This window comes from Amycolatopsis sp. NPDC005961, assembly GCF_040629235.1.
Classification (GTDB): domain Bacteria; phylum Actinomycetota; class Actinomycetes; order Mycobacteriales; family Pseudonocardiaceae; genus Amycolatopsis; species Amycolatopsis camponoti.
The window spans coordinates 192,506-208,398 of the sequence record NZ_JBEXVF010000005.1; the positions used below are offsets into that span (position 1 = coordinate 192,506).

Consider the following 15,893-nt stretch of genomic DNA (forward strand, 5'->3'; position numbering starts at 1 on the left):
TATCCGGAAAGGGAGCCGTGATGGCCCGTCTCGCCCAGACCGCCGGCCTGACCGACGTGCAGTCGGAGATCCTCGCGACCGTCCGCTCGTTCGTGGACAAGGAGGTCATCCCGCACGCGCAGGAGCTCGAGCACTCCGACACGTACCCGGCGGACATCGTCGAGGGCATGAAGGAGATGGGCCTGTTCGGGATCACCATCCCGGAGGAGTACGGCGGGCTCGGCGAGTCGCTGCTGACCTACGCGCTCGTCGTCGAGGAGATCGCGCGCGGCTGGATGAGCGTGTCCGGCGTGATCAACACCCACTTCATCGTGGCGCACATGATCACCCGCCACGGCACCGAAGCGCAGAAGCGGCACTTCCTGCCGCGGATGGCGACCGGCGAGGTGCGCGGCTCGTTCTCGATGTCGGAGCCGGACCTCGGCTCGGACGTCGCGGCGATCAAGACCAAGGCGAAGAAGACCGACGACGGCTACGTCATCGACGGCTCGAAGATGTGGCTGACCAACGGCGGCTCGTCGAACCTGATCGCGCTGCTGGTCAAGACGGACGAAGGCGCGGAGAAGGCCCACCAGAACCTGACGGCGTTCCTCGTCGAGAAGCCGGAGGGCTTCGGCGAGGTCGCGCCCGGGCTGACCATCCCCGGCAAGATCGACAAGATGGGCTACAAGGGCGTCGACACGACCGAAGCGGTCTTCGACGGCTACAAGATCGGCGCCGACATGGTCCTCGGCGAGGCGCCGGGCAAGGGCTTCGCGTACATGATGGACGGTGTCGAGGTCGGCCGCGTGAACGTCGCGGCGCGGGCGTGCGGCATCGCGATCCGCGCGTTCGAGCTGGCGGTGGAGTACGCCCAGCAGCGCAAGACGTTCGGCAAGGCGATCGCCGAGCACCAGGCCGTGGCGTTCAAGCTGGCCGAGATGGCGACCAAGGTCGAGGCGGCCCACCTGATGATGGTGAACGCGGCCCGGCTGAAGGACTCCGGCGAGCGCAACGACGTCGAGGCGGGCATGGCGAAGCTGATCGCGTCGGAGTACTGCGCGGAGGTCACGCAGGACGCGTTCCGCATCCACGGCGGTTACGGGTACTCGAAGGAGTACGAGATCGAGCGCCTGATGCGCGAGGCGCCGTTCCTGCTGATCGGCGAGGGCACGAGCGAGATCCAGAAGACCATCATCAGCCGCGGTCTGCTGCGCGAGTACAAGTCCCGCTCCTGAAGGAAGGCGCCGATTGTCGATACGGCGACAATCGGCGCCCGGCCTTTCGGGGTAAGCGGCTCGCACGGTCCGGGCGTTCTTGACAAGATGGACGCCCAGACCCACGAGTGCGCAGGTGATGATGGTGAGTAGTCCCTTTGGCGGGGGCCGGGCGCAAGGTGGCCTCCCGCGGCTGCCGACCCCGCCGACCGGCTGGCCGATCGGGTCGTACGCGACCTACGGCGAGGCGCAGCAGGCCGTCGACTTCCTCGCGGACAGCGAGTTCTCCGTCAGCGACGTCACGATCGTCGGCGTGGACCTGATGCTCGTCGAGCGCGTCATCGGGAAGCTCAGCTGGGGCCGCGTGCTCGGCACCGGTGCCGTCTCGGGCGCCTGGTTCGGCCTGTTCGCCGGGCTGCTGCTCGGCCTCTTCGTCAACCAGGGCTTCGCGCTGCAGCTGCTCACCGGGCTCGTGCTGGGCGTCCTCTCCGGGCTGATGTTCGCCGCCATCGGGTACAGCATGTCGCGGGGGCAGCGGCGGGACTTCTCCTCGGCGAGCCAGCTCGTCGCCGGCCGCTACGACGTCCTGTGCCAGCCTCGCTCGGCCGAACAGGCGCGTGAGCTGCTCGCCCGGCTCGCCCTTAAACCACCTCCGGCCACGACCTGAAAAAGTCGGCCATTATCAGGGGAAAATCACAGTTCGAGCTGCAGTGGGCTGAATCGTTACCGATACTGCTTGCGGGGTGTGATCGCCCGGCATAAGTTGTCCGACACCAGTCGGGCGGCCTCGCCCAACCAGCGCGGCGGCCCGATCACTAGCACGTCGGGGTGCTGGCGCGGTTCGCCTCATCGCGTCGTGGTGCCCGCCGGGCACCGCGGTTTCCGGCGTGCATGCGGGTGAGGAGGCCTTATGGGGAAGAGGATCGGCGCGGGCAAACGGGGGCGCTCGCCCGGCCGTACCGCGGTCCTGCTGGGGGCAGGGGCTCTGGTGACCGGCATGCTGGCCGGTTGCGGTTCGAGCGGCGGACTCAAGATCAACGTCTACTACGCGCCCGAAGACAGCTTCCAGAAAGTCGTCGACAACTGCAACGCGGCGGCGAACGGCAAGTACGAAATCGTCTACAACAAGCTCCAGCGCGGCGCGGACGACCAGCGCCTGCAGATGGCCCGGCGGCTCGCCGCCGGGGACACCGCGATGGACGTCCTCGGCCTCGACGTGACCTGGGTTTCGGAGTTCGCCGAAGCCGGCTGGGTCGAGGAGTGGAAGGACCAGAACAAGACGGCGGCGACCGAAGGCGTCCTGCAGGGCCCGCTGGAAACGGCGACCTACAACGGGAAGCTCTACGCGGCCACGAAGAACACCAACGTCCAGCTCCTCTGGTACGACGACCGCATCACGCCGACGCCGCCGAAGACGTGGGACGAGATGATCGCCAAGTCGAAGGAGCTCAAGGCGCAGGGCAAGCCGTACAGCATCGTCTTCACCGGTGCGCAGTACGAAGGTCTCGTCGTCTTCTACAACACGCTCGTGGAGTCCATGGGCGGGCACATCCTGTCCGACGACGGCAAGTCCGTCGTCCTGGACGACGGCGCGGTGAAGGCGCTCGCCCTGCTGAAGCAGATCGCTTCCTCGGGCATCACCGACCCGTCGCTGACCAACTCGAAGGAGGACGACGTCCGCCAGACGTTCCAGCGCGGTGACGCCGCGTTCGAGCTCAACTGGCCGTTCGTCTACGCCTCCTACGCCAAGGAAAAGCCGCAGGACGTCTCGCACTTCAAGTGGGCCGTCTACCCCGAGGCCCAGGCCGGCACGCCGGCCAAGACCACGATCGGCGGGTACGACCTCGGCGTCAGCTCGCTGTCGCAGCACAAGCCCGAGGCGTTCGAAGCGGCACTGTGCCTGCGCAACGCGGAGAACCAGAAGTTCTCGGCGATCAACGACGGGGTGCCGCCGACCATCGAATCGGTGTACCACAACGACGCGCCGCTGGACCCGTCGAAGCCGGCGAGCGCCGACAACCCGAACATGGCGCTCAAGTACCCGATGCGCGACTCGATCATCGACGCCATCAAGGACTCGGCGGTGCGGCCGCTGACCCCGGCGTACCAGAACATGTCGACGGTGATGTCGAAAGTCCTTTCCCCGCCGGGTGAAATCGACCCGAAGGCCACCGCGGACAAGCTGCGCGAGCAGCTCAACGACGCGCTCCAGTCGAAGGGAGTGATCCCGTGACCGTCCAGGACTCGACCCCGGCGGACACCTCCGGGGCCACGGTCGCCGAGGCGACCTCCGGCAAGAAGGGCAAGCCCGCCCTCTCGGAAGGGAAGAAGGCCGAACGGAAGCTCGGGCTGTGGCTGTGCGCGCCCGCGTTCCTCGTCATGATCGCCGTCACCGGCTACCCGATCGTCTACTCGATCTGGCTGTCGCTGCAGCGGTACGACCTGAGGTTCCCCGCGCAGCAGGAGTTCGTCGGCCTCGACAACTACGGGGCCGTGCTGTCCAACTCGTACTGGTGGACGGCGTTCGGCACCACGATGTTCCTGACCGTGGTGTCGGTGGCGATCGAGTTCGTGCTCGGCATGGCGCTGGCGCTGGTCATGCACCGCACGCTCGTCGGGCGCGGCCTGGTCCGCACGGTCGCCCTGATCCCGTACGGCATCGTCACGGTCGTCGCGGCGTTCTCCTGGTACTACGCGTGGACGCCGAAGACCGGCTACCTGGCGAACTGGCTGGCCGCGGACGCGGCGCCGCTGACCGACCAGTGGCCGTCGATGTTCATCATCATCCTCGCCGAGGTGTGGAAGACCACGCCGTTCATGGCGCTGCTGCTGATGGCCGGCCTGGCGCTGGTGCCGGACGACCTGCTCAAGGCCGCGGCGATGGACGGCGCGAGCGGGTGGCAGCGGTTCACGAAGGTGATGCTGCCGGTGATGAAGCCGGCGATCCTGGTGGCGCTGCTGTTCCGCACGCTCGACGCCTTCCGGATCTTCGACAACATCTACGTGCTCACCGGCGGCGCGCAGGACACCGGATCGGTGTCCATGCAGACCTACGACAACCTGGTCAAGGGGCTCAACCTCGGGATCGGGTCGACGATGGCGGTGCTGATCTTCATCACCGTGGCGATCATCGCCTTCATCTTCATCAAGGTGTTCGGCACGGCCGCACCGGGTTCGGACGACGGGGGTAAGCGCTGATGGTGATGGGAACCGTCACGACGGGCCGCAAGCTCAGGTGGGGCCTGGTCGACATCCTCGTGCTGGTGTTCGCGCTGGTGCCGGTGCTCTGGGTCGTCTCGCTGTCGTTCAAGACCAAGGACACGCTGACCGACGGGTCGTTCATCCCGCAGTCGTGGACCTGGCAGAACTACGCGGACATCTTCCAGACGTCGGAGTTCCTGCTGGCGCTGGTCAACTCGATCGGCATCGCGATCATCTCCACGGTGATCGCGGTGGTGCTGGGCACGATGGCCGCGTACGCGATCGCGCGGCTGGAGTTCCCCGGCAAGCAGCTGCTGGTCGGGCTTTCGCTGCTGATCGCGATGTTCCCGCAGGTGTCGCTGGTGACCCCGCTGTTCAACATCGAGCGGAACCTGGCGCTGTTCGACACCTGGCCGGGGCTGATCCTGCCCTACATCACGTTCGCCCTGCCGCTGTCGATCTACACGCTGTCGGCGTTCTTCCGGGAAATCCCGTGGGAACTGGAAAAAGCCGCGAAGATGGACGGCGCGACGCCGGCCCAGGCGTTCCGGAAGGTGATCGCGCCGCTGGCCGCGCCGGGTGTGTTCACCACCGCGATCCTGGTGTTCATCTTCTGCTGGAACGACTTCCTGTTCGCCATCTCGCTGACGTCGACCACGGCGTCGCGCACGGTGCCGGCGGCGTTGTCGTTCTTCACCGGGTCCTCGCAGTTCGAGGACCCGACGGGACAGGTGAGCGCGGCCGCGGTCGTCATCACCATCCCGATCATTGTGTTCGTGTTGTTCTTCCAGCGTCGCATCGTGGCGGGGCTGACCTCCGGTGCGGTGAAGGGGTAGTCATGGCAGAAATCGTCCTCGACAAGGTGTCGAAGAAGTACCCCGACGGCGCGCTCGCGGTGTCCGAAGTGGACATCACCATCGCCGACGGCGAGTTCCTGGTGCTGGTCGGGCCGTCCGGCTGCGGGAAGTCGACCATGCTGAACATGGTGGCGGGCCTGGAGGACATCTCCTCCGGCGAGCTGCGCATCGACGGCAAGCGCGTCAACGAGAAGGCCCCGAAGGACCGGGACATCGCGATGGTGTTCCAGTCCTACGCGCTCTACCCGCACATGAGCGTGCGGGAGAACATGGCCTTCCCGCTGCGGCTGGCCAAGGTCGACGACCAGACGGTGCGGGCGAAGGTCGAGGAGGCGGCGACGATCCTCGACCTGACCGCGCACCTGGACCGCAAGCCGGCCAACCTCTCCGGTGGCCAGCGCCAGCGCGTCGCGATGGGCCGGGCGATCGTCCGGAACCCGAAGGCGTTCCTGATGGACGAGCCACTGTCCAACCTGGACGCCAAGCTCCGCGGCCAGATGCGGACGTCGGTGTCGAAGATCCAGAAGCAGCTCGGCACGACGACGCTGTACGTCACGCACGACCAGACCGAGGCCATGACCCTCGGCGACCGGGTCGTGGTGCTGCGCGGCGGTTTCGTGCAGCAGATCGGCGCCCCGCAGTTCCTCTACGAGAACCCGGCGAACCTGTTCGTCGCGGGGTTCATCGGCTCGCCGTCGATGAACTTCGTGCCGGCCACGCTGGAGAACAACGAACTGCGGACGCCGCTCGGGGTCACGCCGCTGACGGACCGGATCCGGCAGCTGGTGGAGAAGGCGGACGCGCCGCGCGAGGTGCTGGTCGGCATCCGGCCGGAGCACTTCGAGGACGCTGCGCTCGTCGACGCGGCCCAGAAGTCCGGCGGGGGCACGTTCACCGCGCACATCGACGTCCTCGAGTCGATGGGCTCGGAGAAGTTCGCCCACTTCACGGTGGAGGGTGAGACGGCGACGTCCGCGGAGCTGGCGGAACTGGCCGCGGACAGCGGTTCGGCCGACGTCCCCGGCTCGGAGTCCCAGATCGTGGCCCGCCTCTCGGCGGAGTCGTCGGCGAAGGAGAACGAGGACCTCGAGGTCTGGTACGACGCGGACAAGATCAAGCTGTTCGACCCGTCCAACGGCAAGAACCTCACCTACGAGGACTAGCCCCGAGACCCGGGAAGGGCGCCCTCATGGACTCATGGGGGCGCCCTTCCCGGCGTTCAGTGCCGGGTGGGCCGGTAGACGAGTTCCTGGATGTCGCCATCCAGCGTCCGGGTCTCGAGCAGCTCGAGGTCGAAGTCTTCCGCGCCGGCGAAGATCGGGTCCTCCCCGGTCCGGCCGGTGATCACCGGGTAGAGCGTCACCTGGACGCGGTCGACCAGCCCGGCGGCCAGCAGCGCGCGGTTCAGCGAGAGGCTGCCGTGCGAGCGCAGCGGAACGTCGGACTCCTCCTTGAGCCGGGCCACGACGTCGACGGCGTCGCCGCTCAGGATCGTCGCGTCCGGCCAGGCGAGCGGTTCTTCGAGCGTGGTCGACACGACCGTGGCGGGCAGGTTCCGCAGCCGCTTCACCCACGGGTCGAGGTCGTCGTCGGGAACGGCGTTCAGCATCTCGGCGTTGGTCCGGAAGGTGGTGGCGCCGAAGACCATCCGCTGGTCCTCCTCGTACTGGGCGAGGCGGTGCGCGAGCAGTTCCGGGCCCTGCTTGCCCCAGTAGCCGCCCCAGTCGCCGTGGTGGCTGCCGAAGCCGTCGAGGCTGGAGAAGACGTCGAAGGTGTACGTGGCGGTCATGGCCGGTTCCTTTCTTCGGGGGCCGAGCGCGCCCGCCGGCTCTCCAGGAAGGTTCGTTCGGTTTCGTTGCGGGCCAAGGTGATCGCCTCGTCGTAGGCGGCGACCGCCTCGGCGGTCCGGCCCAGCCGGGCGAGCAGGTCCGCGCGGGTGGCGGGCAGCAGGTGGTAGCCCGGCAGGTCCAGGTCTTCGATGGCGGCCAACGCTTGCGCCGGGCCGTGGACCTCGGCGACGGCCACCGCGCGGTTGAGCGCGACGATCGGCGACGACGTCTGCGCCAGCAGCTGGTCGTAGAGCGCCAGCACCTGCGTCCAGTCGGTCGACGGCCCGTCCGTGTGCACGGCGTTGATCGCCGCCTGCAGCTGGTACGGCCCGGGCCGGTTGCGGCGCAGGCACCGCCGCACCAGCTCGTGCCCCTCGGCGATCAGCTCCCGGTTCCACCGCGACCGGTCCTGCTCCGCGAGCACGACCAGCTCACCCGAGGGGCCCACGCGCGCGGGCCGCCGGGCTTCGGTGAGCAGGAGCAGCGCGAGCAGCCCGAGGACCTCCGGCTCGTCCGGCATCAGCTCGGCGAGCGCCCGCGCCAGGCGGACGGCGTCGGCGCACAGGTCCGTCCGCAGCAGCTCGCCGGAAGTCGACGCGTACCCCTCGTTGAACACCAGGTACAGCACGGTGAGCACCGAGGCCAGCCGGTCGGGGAGCGCGGCGGCGTCCGGCACCCGGTAGGGGATGCGGGCGTCGCGGATCTTCTTCTTCGCGCGGACGATCCGCTGCGAGATGGTCGCCTCCGGCACGAGGTAGGCGCGGGCGATCTCCGGCACCTCCAGGCCACCGAGCAGCCGCAGGGTGAGCGCCGTCCGCGCGAGCGGCGAGAGCGCCGGGTGGCAGCAGGTGAAGATCAGGCGGAGCTGGTCGTCGCGCACGGGTCCCTCCTCCGGGAGCTCGTCGGATCGGTGCAGCAGCAACGCCTGCGCGTGCCGGGCTTCGCGGGTGGACTCCCGGCGCAGGCGGTCGATCGCCCGGTTGCGGGCGGTGGTGACGATCCACGCGCCGGGGTTGGGCGGCAGCGCGTCGTGCCAGTGCGTGACGGCCACCGCGAACGCGTCCTGCACGGCCTCTTCGGCGAGCCCGATGTCGCCGAGGAGACGCGTCAGCGTGGCCACGCACCGGCCGTACTCCGCCCGGTAGACGTCGTCGAGATCCATCAGCGCCGGCGCGAACCGTCGTCGAACGGGCGCACCTCGATCGGCTGCCCGCAGGCCACCGAGCACTTCTCGGCCCAGACGAGCGCCTGGTCGAGGTCCTCGGCCTGGATCACCCAGAACCCGCCGAGCTGTTCCTTGGTTTCGGCGAACGGGCCGTCGGTGAACGCGGTCGTGCCGCCGGCGGTGCGGACGACCGTCGAGGCGTCCGAGTGCTGCAGGCCGCCGACGAACACCCACACCCCGGCGTCCTTCATCTCGTCGGTGACCTCGCCGGTCCGGGCCATCATGGCCCGCACGTCCTCTTCGGGCTCCGGCGGCGCGCTTTCGTCGAACTGGACGGCGAGGAGGTACTGCATCATCTCGGGCTCCTTCTGCGGGATCGGGCGAGCGGCTCTCACCCTGGCTACGAACCGGCTCGACGCCATTCGACATCGCCGCGGAAGAATTTTTCGGGAGGCTCGCGAGCCTGAGCACCTATCCCCGCGGGAGCAGGGGCAGGATCGTGTTCGCCGCCGTCCTGGCCAGGGCGCACGTGCCGTCGCCCGCGGTGCCCGCCGTCTCCACCACGCTGAGCTCCGCCAGCTCGCGGTGGCCCGGCAGGCCTCGCGCCGGCTGGGTCGTGTCGACCAGGCAGAACGCGCCCGCGAGCCGGACCCGGGCCTCGCGGCCGCCGAGCTGCTCGGGCGGGGCCGCCGCCTCGTCCGTCTCCACGGTCAGCTTGAAGCTCACCTTGCCCCGGATGCAGCTGTGCCCGGACAGCCCGGTCGCGGGCCGGCTGCCGGCGCCCGCGACGGCTTCGAGATCGGGTTTGTCCAGCAGCACGCACGGCGCCACCAGGCCCCACGAACGGTCCGGGAAGTTCAGCCGCTTCACCTTGTTCGCGGTGACGGTGCTCAGCACCGACCCGACGGCCGCGTCCGCGACGCCGCAGCGGCCGGCCTGGTCGCCGCCGCCGTCGGTGACCGAGAGGTCGAGCCGGTTGCCGTCGGCGAAGGTGATCGCGCGGGTGCACGTGCTGCGGTCGTTGAACATCGACTGCTGCACCGCGACGCCGTCGGGCACCGGCCCGAGGTAGTCGTAGGGCTTGATGTTCGGGTCGGAGTCGAAGGCCAGCGGCCCGACGAGGATCGTGCGCCCGCCGGCGTCGGCCCGGCAGTTCTCGAACGTCGGGGTGGTGACCGCACCGGGCGCGACCGCCGGCACGTCGAGCAGACTGCAGTAGTCGACGGTGGCGAAGTCCCCGAGCGCGGCGGACGCCGTCAGCGGCGTGGGCCCCGACGACGGTTCGGGAGCGGCCTGGGTCGTCGCGCACCCGGCGGTGAGCAGGGCGCAGAGCAGTGCGACGACCAAGACGTTCAGACGCGGGTACACGGTGAGCAAGTATCGCGGTATCGAAGCGAAAAACCAGCCCTGACGGGGACATCTCTCACTGTTTTTCCGGCCCGGCCCGGAGAACGTGCAGGTCACCGGATTCCACGGCGGTTTCCCGGGTGCGGCGGAGGCTTCCGAACGAATTTCGCTTTTACCGTCCCCTAAGGGAGAGATCCTTCCCGCGAGCGATGCGGAAGAGGGTGCTCCGGTGGTGAAGTGGAGATATCGGAAGTTCTCCGAGGCACGAAGAAAGGGAAAGACGATGAGCGCACCGGTCACCACCCGACGGCTGTCCCGTCCCCGCTACGGCCGCATGATCGGTGGTGTGTGCGCGGGTCTCGCCCAGCGATGGGGCATGAAGACGAGCACGGTGCGGCTGCTGGCCGTGCTGTCGTGCCTGCTGCCCGGGCCGCAGTTCGTGGCCTACCTGATCCTGTGGGCGATCATCCCGTCCGAGTGACGGCGGTAGTGATCGAGGCGAGGAAGCCGAGCCAGGAAGAAGAGTCGACGGCGAGGTGCGGGCCGGAGGGATCCTTCGAGTCCCGCACCGCCACGGCGGGTGTGGCGAAGGCGACCTCGACGCAGGCTTGGTTCTCGTCGCCGCTGTAGCTGCTCTTGCGCCACACCATCCGGTCCATCGGTCGCTCCTACTCACTGAGGCGGTCCGCGAGCCGGAGCAGGAGATCGCAAGACTCCGCCTCACTCAGCGCGAGCTTACCGATGTCCTTGAACCGCCGGGAAAGCTCGGCGAGCTGGCCCGCCTTGACCAATTGCAGGCTGCCCGCGGCGTGATCCACGTAGCCCAGGTCGCCGATCGTGTCCGGCGGAAAACCGAGGAGCGAAAACGCGCCCCGCAAACCGCGGTAGATCCCGGTCTCGGCGGGAACCACCTGCACGGTCACGTTTGGCAGTTCGGTCAGCTCGATGATGTGCAGCAGCTGGGCGATCAGCACGTGAGGTTCCGCGATGGGGCGGACCAGCGCTGTCTCGTCCACCATCGCGTGCAGCCGCAGCGGGTCATCACCTTTCAGCCGCTCGCAGCGGCGCATGCGCACGTGCAGCTTGTGGTTGCGTTCCCGCGTGCCGTGGTGTGCGTACAGAGCGCGCGCGAAGCTCTCGGTCTGCAGGAGCCCCGGTACGTACGCCAGCTCGAAGTTGCGGACCGAGACCGCTTCCGCCTCCAGCGCCGGGTAGCTGTTGACCGACACCCCTTCGATCCGGTTCTGGTTGGGCCGCCGCGCTTCGCGGGCGATCTCGACCAGCTCCACCAGCTCGTCCTCGGGCACGCGGTACAGCTCCGCCATCGCCCGGGCGTGCAGCGGGTGGATCGCCCCCTGCCCCTTCTCCAGCCGGGACAGCGTGCTCTTCGAAATGTCGAGGTCGCCGCCCGCCTGCTCCAGCGTCAGGCCGGCCTTCTCCCGCCAGGCCTTCAGCTCCCGGCCCAGCTGCAGCCGTCGAATCGCCGGAACGCTGTAATACGCCAACCCGCGCACCTCCCCGTCGCCATGATCGCGCGGGCAGCAGTGTCCGGGCGGGAGGGCGGCGCCGGGATCCCGCGCCGATCACCCCATCAGGGGCGCCAGCAGGACATCGCTTCGTCGACTTCGTCCACGCCGAGCGGCGGGTGGGGCAGCTCCGACGGCTTGCCGGGCTGGGCGCGCAGGCCGTCCAGAAGCATCGCGAGGCAGCGGCGCCACAGGTCCGGCTCGACCGCGGACGTGAACTCGATCGCCGAGCCGATCATCATGTGCAGCAGCGGGATGTCCGTGGGGGCGAAGTCGGCGCGCAGGCCGCCCGCCGCCTTGGCCCGCTCGACGAGCTGTGTGATCAACGGCACCATGCGGGCTTTCTCTTCCGCGACGTGCTCGTGGCCGAACTTGTTGGACAGCATGATCTCGCGCAGCCCGCGGTCGCCCGAGTGAAGCTCGATCGACTTCCAGGTGAAGTCGACGAACGCCTGCCAGGGGTCGTCGGCCTTCAGCGCTTCCTCGGCGAGGTCGCCGATTTCTTCCATCCGCTCGGCGAACATGGCCTCGACCAGGTGTTCCTTGCTGGGGAACCGGCGGTAGACGGTGCCGACGCCGAGGCCGGCGTGGTGGGCGATGTCGTCGAGCGTGGCTTCGAGCCCTCGCTGGCCGAAGACCACCCGGGCCGAGGCGAGGATGCGGCGGCGGTTGAGTTCGGCGTCGCGCCGCAGCGGCCGCGCCGGTGCGGCGGGACCTGCGTCCCGTGTCATTCCCCCAGTCTAGCTCACAAAGTAGAGGCACCTTCTCCGGTTTGTGTGTACCTTGGGTCGCGTAAGGGGAGATACCTACTCCACATAGCTTCCTGATCACTCCCAGTGAGGGGACACCCATGTCCGAATCCACTCTCGAGGTCGCGCCGCCGGGGGACGTGCGCGCCGCCGAGAACCCCCACCACGCCAGACGGTGGCTGATCCTGGTGATGATCGGCCTGGCGCAGCTGATGGTCGTGCTGGACGCGACCGTCGTGAACATCGCGCTGCCGTCCGCCCAGGTCGACCTGGGCTTTTCCAACGACGCCCGCCAGTGGGTCGTGACGGCGTACGCGCTCGCGTTCGGCAGCCTGCTGCTGCTCGGCGGGCGGCTCGCGGACGTCTTCGGCCGCAAGAACGCCCTGCTCGTCGGCCTGGCCGGCTTCGCCGCGGTGTCCGCGCTCGGGGGCGCGGCCGCCAACATCGAAATGCTGCTGATCGCCCGCGCGGCCCAGGGCGTGTTCGGCGCCCTGCTCGCGCCGGCCGCGCTCTCGCTGCTCACCACGACGTTCACCGACCCGAAGGAACGCGGCCGCGCGTTCGGCGTGTTCGGCGCCATCGGCGGTGGCGGCGCGGCGGTCGGGCTGCTGCTCGGCGGCGTGCTCACCGAGTACCTCGACTGGCGCTGGTGCATGTTCGTGAACATCATCTTCGCGGTCGTCGCCTTCGTCGGCAGCTCGGTCCTGCTGCGCAACGAGCGGGACGGCGGCCCGCGCCCGAAGCTCGACCTGCCGGGCACGGTCACCGCGTCGGCCGGCCTGTTCGCGCTGGTCTACGGCTTCGCGAACGCCGAGTCGGACTCGTGGTCGTCGGTTTCGGTGTGGGGCTTCCTCACGGCGGGCGTCGTGCTGCTGGGTGTGTTCGTGTGGCTGCAGCAGCGCGTCTCGCACCCGCTGCTCCCGCTGCGCGTGCTGCTGGACCGCAACCGCGGCGGCTCGTACCTGGCGATGTTCCTGCTCGCCATCGGCATGTTCGCGATCTTCCTGTTCCTGACGTTCTACGTGCAGCAGAACCTGAAGTTCACGCCGATCGAGAGCGGCGTCGGCTTCCTGCCGATGGTCGCGACGCTGATGCTGGCCGCGACGACGGCGACGGCGGTGCTGCTGCCGCGCTTCGGCCCGCGTCCGCTGGTCCCGACGGGCATGGCGATCGCGGCCGTCGGGCTGTTCTGGCTGAGCGGTATCGGGCTTGAGAGCACGTACGCGTCCGGCGTCCTCGGCCCGCTGCTGGTGATGGGCTTCGGCATCGGCCTGGCGATGGCGCCGGCGATGAGCGTCGCGACGTTCGGCGTCGAGGCGCACGACGCGGGTGTCGCGTCGGCCGCGGTCAACACGATGCAGCAGGTCGGCGGCTCGATCGGCACGGCCCTGCTGTCGACGCTGGCCGGCAACGCGGCGACGTCGTACCTCGCGGGCAAGGTCCCGACCCCGCAGCTGGCGGCCGAGGCGGCGATCGAGAGCTACACGACGGCGTTCACCTGGGCGGCGGTGATCTTCGCCGCGGGTGCGGTGATCAGCGGCCTGCTGCTCCAGTCGGGCGTCCCGAAGGGCGAAGCCGCCCCCGGCGCCGTGCACATGTGATCGAACCTTCCCGGCCCTCCGTTCCAGGTGGGCCGGGAAGGGGCGGCTGTTAGGTTTTGGGCGTGCTGGAACGATGGGGGAGCGTGCCGGACGGGCCAGTCGTCGCGTCCACTGTGGATGCCTTCGGCAGGATCATCGCGCTGTCGGCCGACGGTGACCTGCGGGTGGACGGGACGTCGTGCAGCCGGGTAGCCGAGCCGGGACAGTTCCCCAAGATCGACGCGTCCGGCGACGGGTTCGTCCTGGTGAACAGCCGGTGCCGGATCCGGCCCGGCTTCGAGGCGCCGCGCAACGGGCGGATCCTCGACGGCGCCGGACAGGTCCTGACCGCGTTCCACGCCGGAGACGGGATCGAGGAACTGGTCACCGGGCCCGCCGACGAGATCTGGGTCAGCTACTTCGACGAGGCATCGATCGGCGACCGCTACCACCCGGGCCTGATCCGCTGGACCGCCGCGGGCGAACCGGTCTGGTGGGCGATCGACGACCCGGTCCGCTTGTCCTGGATGGACTGCTATGCGCTCAACGTCGGCGAACGGCGGACGTGGGCGGTCCCGTACACCGAAGTCCCGCTGGTGGAGGTCGGCGGCGACGGCATCCGGTCGGTGCGGCGGTGCCCGATCTCCCGAGTGCGAGGGGTCGCCCTCTCCGGCGCGGAGGCGATCTTCCTGACCTTGGCGGGCCAACCCGGCGGCTACTACCACCACCTCGTGCCCGCCCGGCTGACCGCTGACGAGGTCGTGCCGGAGCAGCCGGTCCCGCTTGACGTCCCGGACGGCGGCACCCTGCAGCGCTGGGTGTGCCGTGGCGACCGGATGTGGCTCCAGTTCGGCGACACCTGGTACGTCCTCGGGCTCTAACGCTCCCGAGACCGCAGCGTCTCGATGACTTCGTCGTCCCAGCGGTGGGTCCGGATCAGCCGGTACCGCTCCGCCGCCACCCACATGTACGCCTCGGCGTCCGTCCGGTCGCCGATCATCTCCGCCTGGCGGAGCATCCCCACCACCGGCACGAACTCCTCGTCGAACCAGCGCTGCGCCACGCTCGCCCGGTCGCAGAACTTGCCCTCGTCCTGCATCAGCCGGAAGCCCCACGCCTCCACGTGTTCGCCCAGCTTCGCGTAGTCCCACGGGTCCGACACGATCACCGACGCCCGCGCGTGGCCGGTCAGCGGCACGCGCTCCAGGAACAACCTCCGGTAGTCCTTGACGATCAGGTCGCCCCGGTGGCGGATGCCGCTCGGGTCCAGCTTGGTCCGGACCACCGTCACGAATGCCTCTATTGTGGACAGACCCTGGGCGAGCGCCACCGACACGCGGTGGTGGCCGTCGATGATGAAGTGCAGCTCGCCCACCCGGTACACCTCGATCGGCGGGATCTCCTCGCCCCGCCGTGCCGCCAACGCCAGGCGCTCCCAGCGCTCGCGGACGCGGCCGGTCGTCGGGCGGAAGCGGCGGTCGAAGTCGCGGCTGCGGTCGACCGTGCCGACGATCGAGTCCAGCTTGATCACCCGCAACCCGATCCGGTGCTCGCCCGCGTACCCGAGCGCCTCCACGACCTCGTGGAACGGCAGCATGATGTTGACGTCGTCGGGCTCGCGCCGCAGCCACGTCGAAAGCCGCGAGAGCACCTGGCTCCGGCGCGCGCGGAGGAAGTCGTTTTCCGCGTCGGCGCGGGGAAACCCCGTCTCTTTCATGAGAACTCCATGATCCGGTGGCCCACCACGTTGCGGATCCGGGTTTCGCCGACGACCCGGTCCGGTACCGGCTCGCCGTGGGGGTGGATGTGCCCGTGCAGCAACCACTTCGGGCGCAGCACGTCGATCGTCCGGTGCAGGCACGCGAACCCGCGGTGCGGCGGGTCCGCCCGGTCGCCGAGGTCCAGCGGCGGCGAATGCGTCAGCAGGACGTCGACGTCGTGGCCGTCGCGACGGCGCCGCCACTTCGCGCGCCGCACCAGGCCGCGGGCCCGGCGCGCCTGCTGGCGCTGCGTCCACTGGTTCGGTCCGTCGTTGTAGCGGATCGAGCCGCCGAGCCCGGCGAACCGGATCCCGGCGACGTCGACGACCCGGCCGTCGGCGTTGACGCCGCCCGCCGGGCCCGGCCAGGCCGTGGGGAAACCGTCCTTCATGGACAGCCCGCCGTAGCGCGTGTAGCCGCTCAGGTCGGGGTCGTGGTTGCCGGGCACGAACACGCACGGTGCGTCGAGCGCGCTCGCCAGGAACGCCAGGTAGTCGTAGGGAAGATCGCCGGCGCCGATGACCAGGTCGACGGAGACGGCGCGGACCGCGTCGGTCCACAGCCGCTCGTCGACCTCGTCGGAGACCACCAGCGCTTTCGGCACGCACCCAGGGTACGACGCCGGGCGCTACTTCATGCCGTGTGCGAACCCCGGGTCGGCGACGATGACGAAGGTGATGACG

At 69.3% G+C, this 15,893-nt stretch carries 18 protein-coding genes; 9 read left to right on the forward strand and 9 right to left on the reverse strand.

The features are described from left to right. Positions 1 to 20: 20 nt before the first annotated feature. The 6 genes from ABZ342_RS07070 to ugpC all read left to right on the forward strand — a co-directional run bounded on the left by ABZ342_RS07070 (position 21) and on the right by ugpC (position 6,417). Complete coding sequence (locus tag ABZ342_RS07070) at positions 21 to 1,217, forward strand: acyl-CoA dehydrogenase family protein (protein WP_360469657.1); 1,197 nt, start codon at positions 21 to 23, stop codon at positions 1,215 to 1,217. A gap of 118 nt (positions 1,218 to 1,335) precedes the next feature. After that, on the forward strand, positions 1,336 to 1,863 hold the full coding sequence (locus ABZ342_RS07075) for a general stress protein (RefSeq protein WP_360469763.1): 528 nt from the start codon (positions 1,336 to 1,338) through the stop codon (positions 1,861 to 1,863). Between the two features lie 243 nt (positions 1,864 to 2,106). Next, positions 2,107 to 3,429, forward strand: coding sequence for an ABC transporter substrate-binding protein (locus ABZ342_RS07080; protein WP_360469660.1), 1,323 nt, complete (start codon positions 2,107 to 2,109; stop codon positions 3,427 to 3,429). After that, positions 3,426 to 4,394: a sugar ABC transporter permease gene (locus tag ABZ342_RS07085; protein WP_360469663.1), complete on the forward strand. Its 969-nt coding sequence runs from the start codon at positions 3,426 to 3,428 to the stop codon at positions 4,392 to 4,394. The genes ABZ342_RS07080 and ABZ342_RS07085 overlap by 4 nt, the downstream gene beginning before the upstream one ends. After that, positions 4,394 to 5,233: a carbohydrate ABC transporter permease gene (locus tag ABZ342_RS07090; protein ID WP_155549210.1), complete on the forward strand. Its 840-nt coding sequence runs from the start codon at positions 4,394 to 4,396 to the stop codon at positions 5,231 to 5,233. The genes ABZ342_RS07085 and ABZ342_RS07090 overlap by 1 nt, the downstream gene beginning before the upstream one ends. A 2-nt stretch (positions 5,234 to 5,235) precedes the next feature. Then, a complete protein-coding gene (gene ugpC / locus ABZ342_RS07095) occupies positions 5,236 to 6,417 on the forward strand; it encodes a sn-glycerol-3-phosphate ABC transporter ATP-binding protein UgpC (RefSeq protein WP_360469667.1) in 1,182 nt (393 codons plus the stop codon). 56 nt (positions 6,418 to 6,473) lie between these two features. Here ugpC and ABZ342_RS07100 read toward each other — a convergent pair whose 3' ends face one another. From ABZ342_RS07100 to ABZ342_RS07115, 4 genes are all read right to left on the reverse strand, one after another. Next, positions 6,474 to 7,043: a dihydrofolate reductase family protein gene (locus ABZ342_RS07100; protein ID WP_360469669.1), complete on the reverse strand. Its 570-nt coding sequence runs from the start codon at positions 7,041 to 7,043 to the stop codon at positions 6,474 to 6,476. Then, the gene (locus ABZ342_RS07105) at positions 7,040 to 8,245 is read right to left on the reverse strand and encodes an RNA polymerase sigma factor (RefSeq protein WP_360469672.1); all 1,206 of its coding nucleotides are present in this window, start codon (positions 8,243 to 8,245) and stop codon (positions 7,040 to 7,042) included. Before ABZ342_RS07105 ends, ABZ342_RS07100 begins: the two co-directional genes overlap by 4 nt. Continuing rightward, complete coding sequence (locus ABZ342_RS07110) at positions 8,245 to 8,604, reverse strand: YciI family protein (protein ID WP_360469674.1); 360 nt, start codon at positions 8,602 to 8,604, stop codon at positions 8,245 to 8,247. Before ABZ342_RS07110 ends, ABZ342_RS07105 begins: the two co-directional genes overlap by 1 nt. Positions 8,605 to 8,719: 115 nt before the next feature. After that, complete coding sequence (locus tag ABZ342_RS07115) at positions 8,720 to 9,616, reverse strand: hypothetical protein (protein ID WP_230863099.1); 897 nt, start codon at positions 9,614 to 9,616, stop codon at positions 8,720 to 8,722. A gap of 262 nt (positions 9,617 to 9,878) precedes the next feature. Between ABZ342_RS07115 and ABZ342_RS07120 the strand changes: the two genes are divergently transcribed. Further along, positions 9,879 to 10,076, forward strand: a complete 198-nt coding sequence (locus ABZ342_RS07120; RefSeq protein ID WP_155549215.1) for a PspC domain-containing protein — start codon at positions 9,879 to 9,881, stop codon at positions 10,074 to 10,076. Here ABZ342_RS07120 and ABZ342_RS07125 read toward each other — a convergent pair. The 3 genes from ABZ342_RS07125 to ABZ342_RS07135 form a co-directional block, all read right to left on the reverse strand. Continuing rightward, a complete protein-coding gene (locus ABZ342_RS07125; RefSeq protein WP_360469678.1) occupies positions 10,060 to 10,254 on the reverse strand; it encodes a DUF397 domain-containing protein in 195 nt (64 codons plus the stop codon). The genes ABZ342_RS07120 and ABZ342_RS07125 overlap by 17 nt on opposite strands. Before the next feature lie 9 nt (positions 10,255 to 10,263). Further along, positions 10,264 to 11,100: a helix-turn-helix transcriptional regulator gene (locus ABZ342_RS07130; protein ID WP_360469681.1), complete on the reverse strand. Its 837-nt coding sequence runs from the start codon at positions 11,098 to 11,100 to the stop codon at positions 10,264 to 10,266. 86 nt (positions 11,101 to 11,186) lie between these two features. Then, positions 11,187 to 11,852: a TetR/AcrR family transcriptional regulator gene (locus tag ABZ342_RS07135; RefSeq protein ID WP_155549218.1), complete on the reverse strand. Its 666-nt coding sequence runs from the start codon at positions 11,850 to 11,852 to the stop codon at positions 11,187 to 11,189. Between the two features lie 119 nt (positions 11,853 to 11,971). On the opposite strand from ABZ342_RS07135, the gene ABZ342_RS07140 reads away from it, so the two are divergent. Further along, positions 11,972 to 13,471 (forward strand): MFS transporter, encoded by a 1,500-nt coding sequence (locus ABZ342_RS07140; protein ID WP_360469684.1) that lies wholly within the window; start codon positions 11,972 to 11,974, stop codon positions 13,469 to 13,471. A 62-nt stretch (positions 13,472 to 13,533) separates the two neighbouring features. Next, positions 13,534 to 14,331 carry a hypothetical protein gene (locus ABZ342_RS07145; protein ID WP_360469687.1) on the forward strand — a complete coding sequence of 266 codons (798 nt, stop codon included), beginning with the start codon at positions 13,534 to 13,536 and terminating at the stop codon, positions 14,329 to 14,331. Here ABZ342_RS07145 and ABZ342_RS07150 read toward each other — a convergent pair. Together ABZ342_RS07150 and ABZ342_RS07155 are read right to left on the reverse strand one after the other, a co-directional pair. After that, positions 14,328 to 15,167 (reverse strand): chromosome partitioning protein ParB, encoded by an 840-nt coding sequence (locus ABZ342_RS07150; protein ID WP_360469689.1) that lies wholly within the window; start codon positions 15,165 to 15,167, stop codon positions 14,328 to 14,330. The two genes, ABZ342_RS07145 and ABZ342_RS07150, sit on opposite strands and share 4 nt — an antisense overlap. Continuing rightward, positions 15,164 to 15,814, reverse strand: a complete 651-nt coding sequence (locus ABZ342_RS07155) for a metallophosphoesterase (RefSeq protein WP_155549221.1) — start codon at positions 15,812 to 15,814, stop codon at positions 15,164 to 15,166. The genes ABZ342_RS07150 and ABZ342_RS07155 overlap by 4 nt, the downstream gene beginning before the upstream one ends. Positions 15,815 to 15,893: the final 79 nt, after the last annotated feature.

What these genes read in the sequence shown, in the direction of transcription:
- ABZ342_RS07100 (WP_360469669.1), bottom strand. Translation starts at nt 7,043, where the DNA reads ATGACCGCCACGTACACCTTCGACGTCTTCTCCAGCCTCGACGGCTTC.
- ABZ342_RS07150 (WP_360469689.1), bottom strand. Translation starts at nt 15,167, where the DNA reads ATGAAAGAGACGGGGTTTCCCCGCGCCGACGCGGAAAACGACTTCCTC.
- ABZ342_RS07080 (WP_360469660.1), top strand. Translation starts at nt 2,107, where the DNA reads ATGGGGAAGAGGATCGGCGCGGGCAAACGGGGGCGCTCGCCCGGCCGT.
- ABZ342_RS07075 (WP_360469763.1), top strand. Translation starts at nt 1,336, where the DNA reads ATGATGGTGAGTAGTCCCTTTGGCGGGGGCCGGGCGCAAGGTGGCCTC.
- ABZ342_RS07090 (WP_155549210.1), top strand. Translation starts at nt 4,394, where the DNA reads ATGGTGATGGGAACCGTCACGACGGGCCGCAAGCTCAGGTGGGGCCTG.
- ABZ342_RS07105 (WP_360469672.1), bottom strand. Translation starts at nt 8,245, where the DNA reads ATGGATCTCGACGACGTCTACCGGGCGGAGTACGGCCGGTGCGTGGCC.
- ABZ342_RS07070 (WP_360469657.1), top strand. Translation starts at nt 21, where the DNA reads ATGGCCCGTCTCGCCCAGACCGCCGGCCTGACCGACGTGCAGTCGGAG.
- ugpC (WP_360469667.1), top strand. Translation starts at nt 5,236, where the DNA reads ATGGCAGAAATCGTCCTCGACAAGGTGTCGAAGAAGTACCCCGACGGC.
- ABZ342_RS07125 (WP_360469678.1), bottom strand. Translation starts at nt 10,254, where the DNA reads ATGGACCGGATGGTGTGGCGCAAGAGCAGCTACAGCGGCGACGAGAAC.
- ABZ342_RS07120 (WP_155549215.1), top strand. Translation starts at nt 9,879, where the DNA reads ATGAGCGCACCGGTCACCACCCGACGGCTGTCCCGTCCCCGCTACGGC.
- ABZ342_RS07140 (WP_360469684.1), top strand. Translation starts at nt 11,972, where the DNA reads ATGTCCGAATCCACTCTCGAGGTCGCGCCGCCGGGGGACGTGCGCGCC.
- ABZ342_RS07110 (WP_360469674.1), bottom strand. Translation starts at nt 8,604, where the DNA reads ATGATGCAGTACCTCCTCGCCGTCCAGTTCGACGAAAGCGCGCCGCCG.
- ABZ342_RS07135 (WP_155549218.1), bottom strand. Translation starts at nt 11,852, where the DNA reads ATGACACGGGACGCAGGTCCCGCCGCACCGGCGCGGCCGCTGCGGCGC.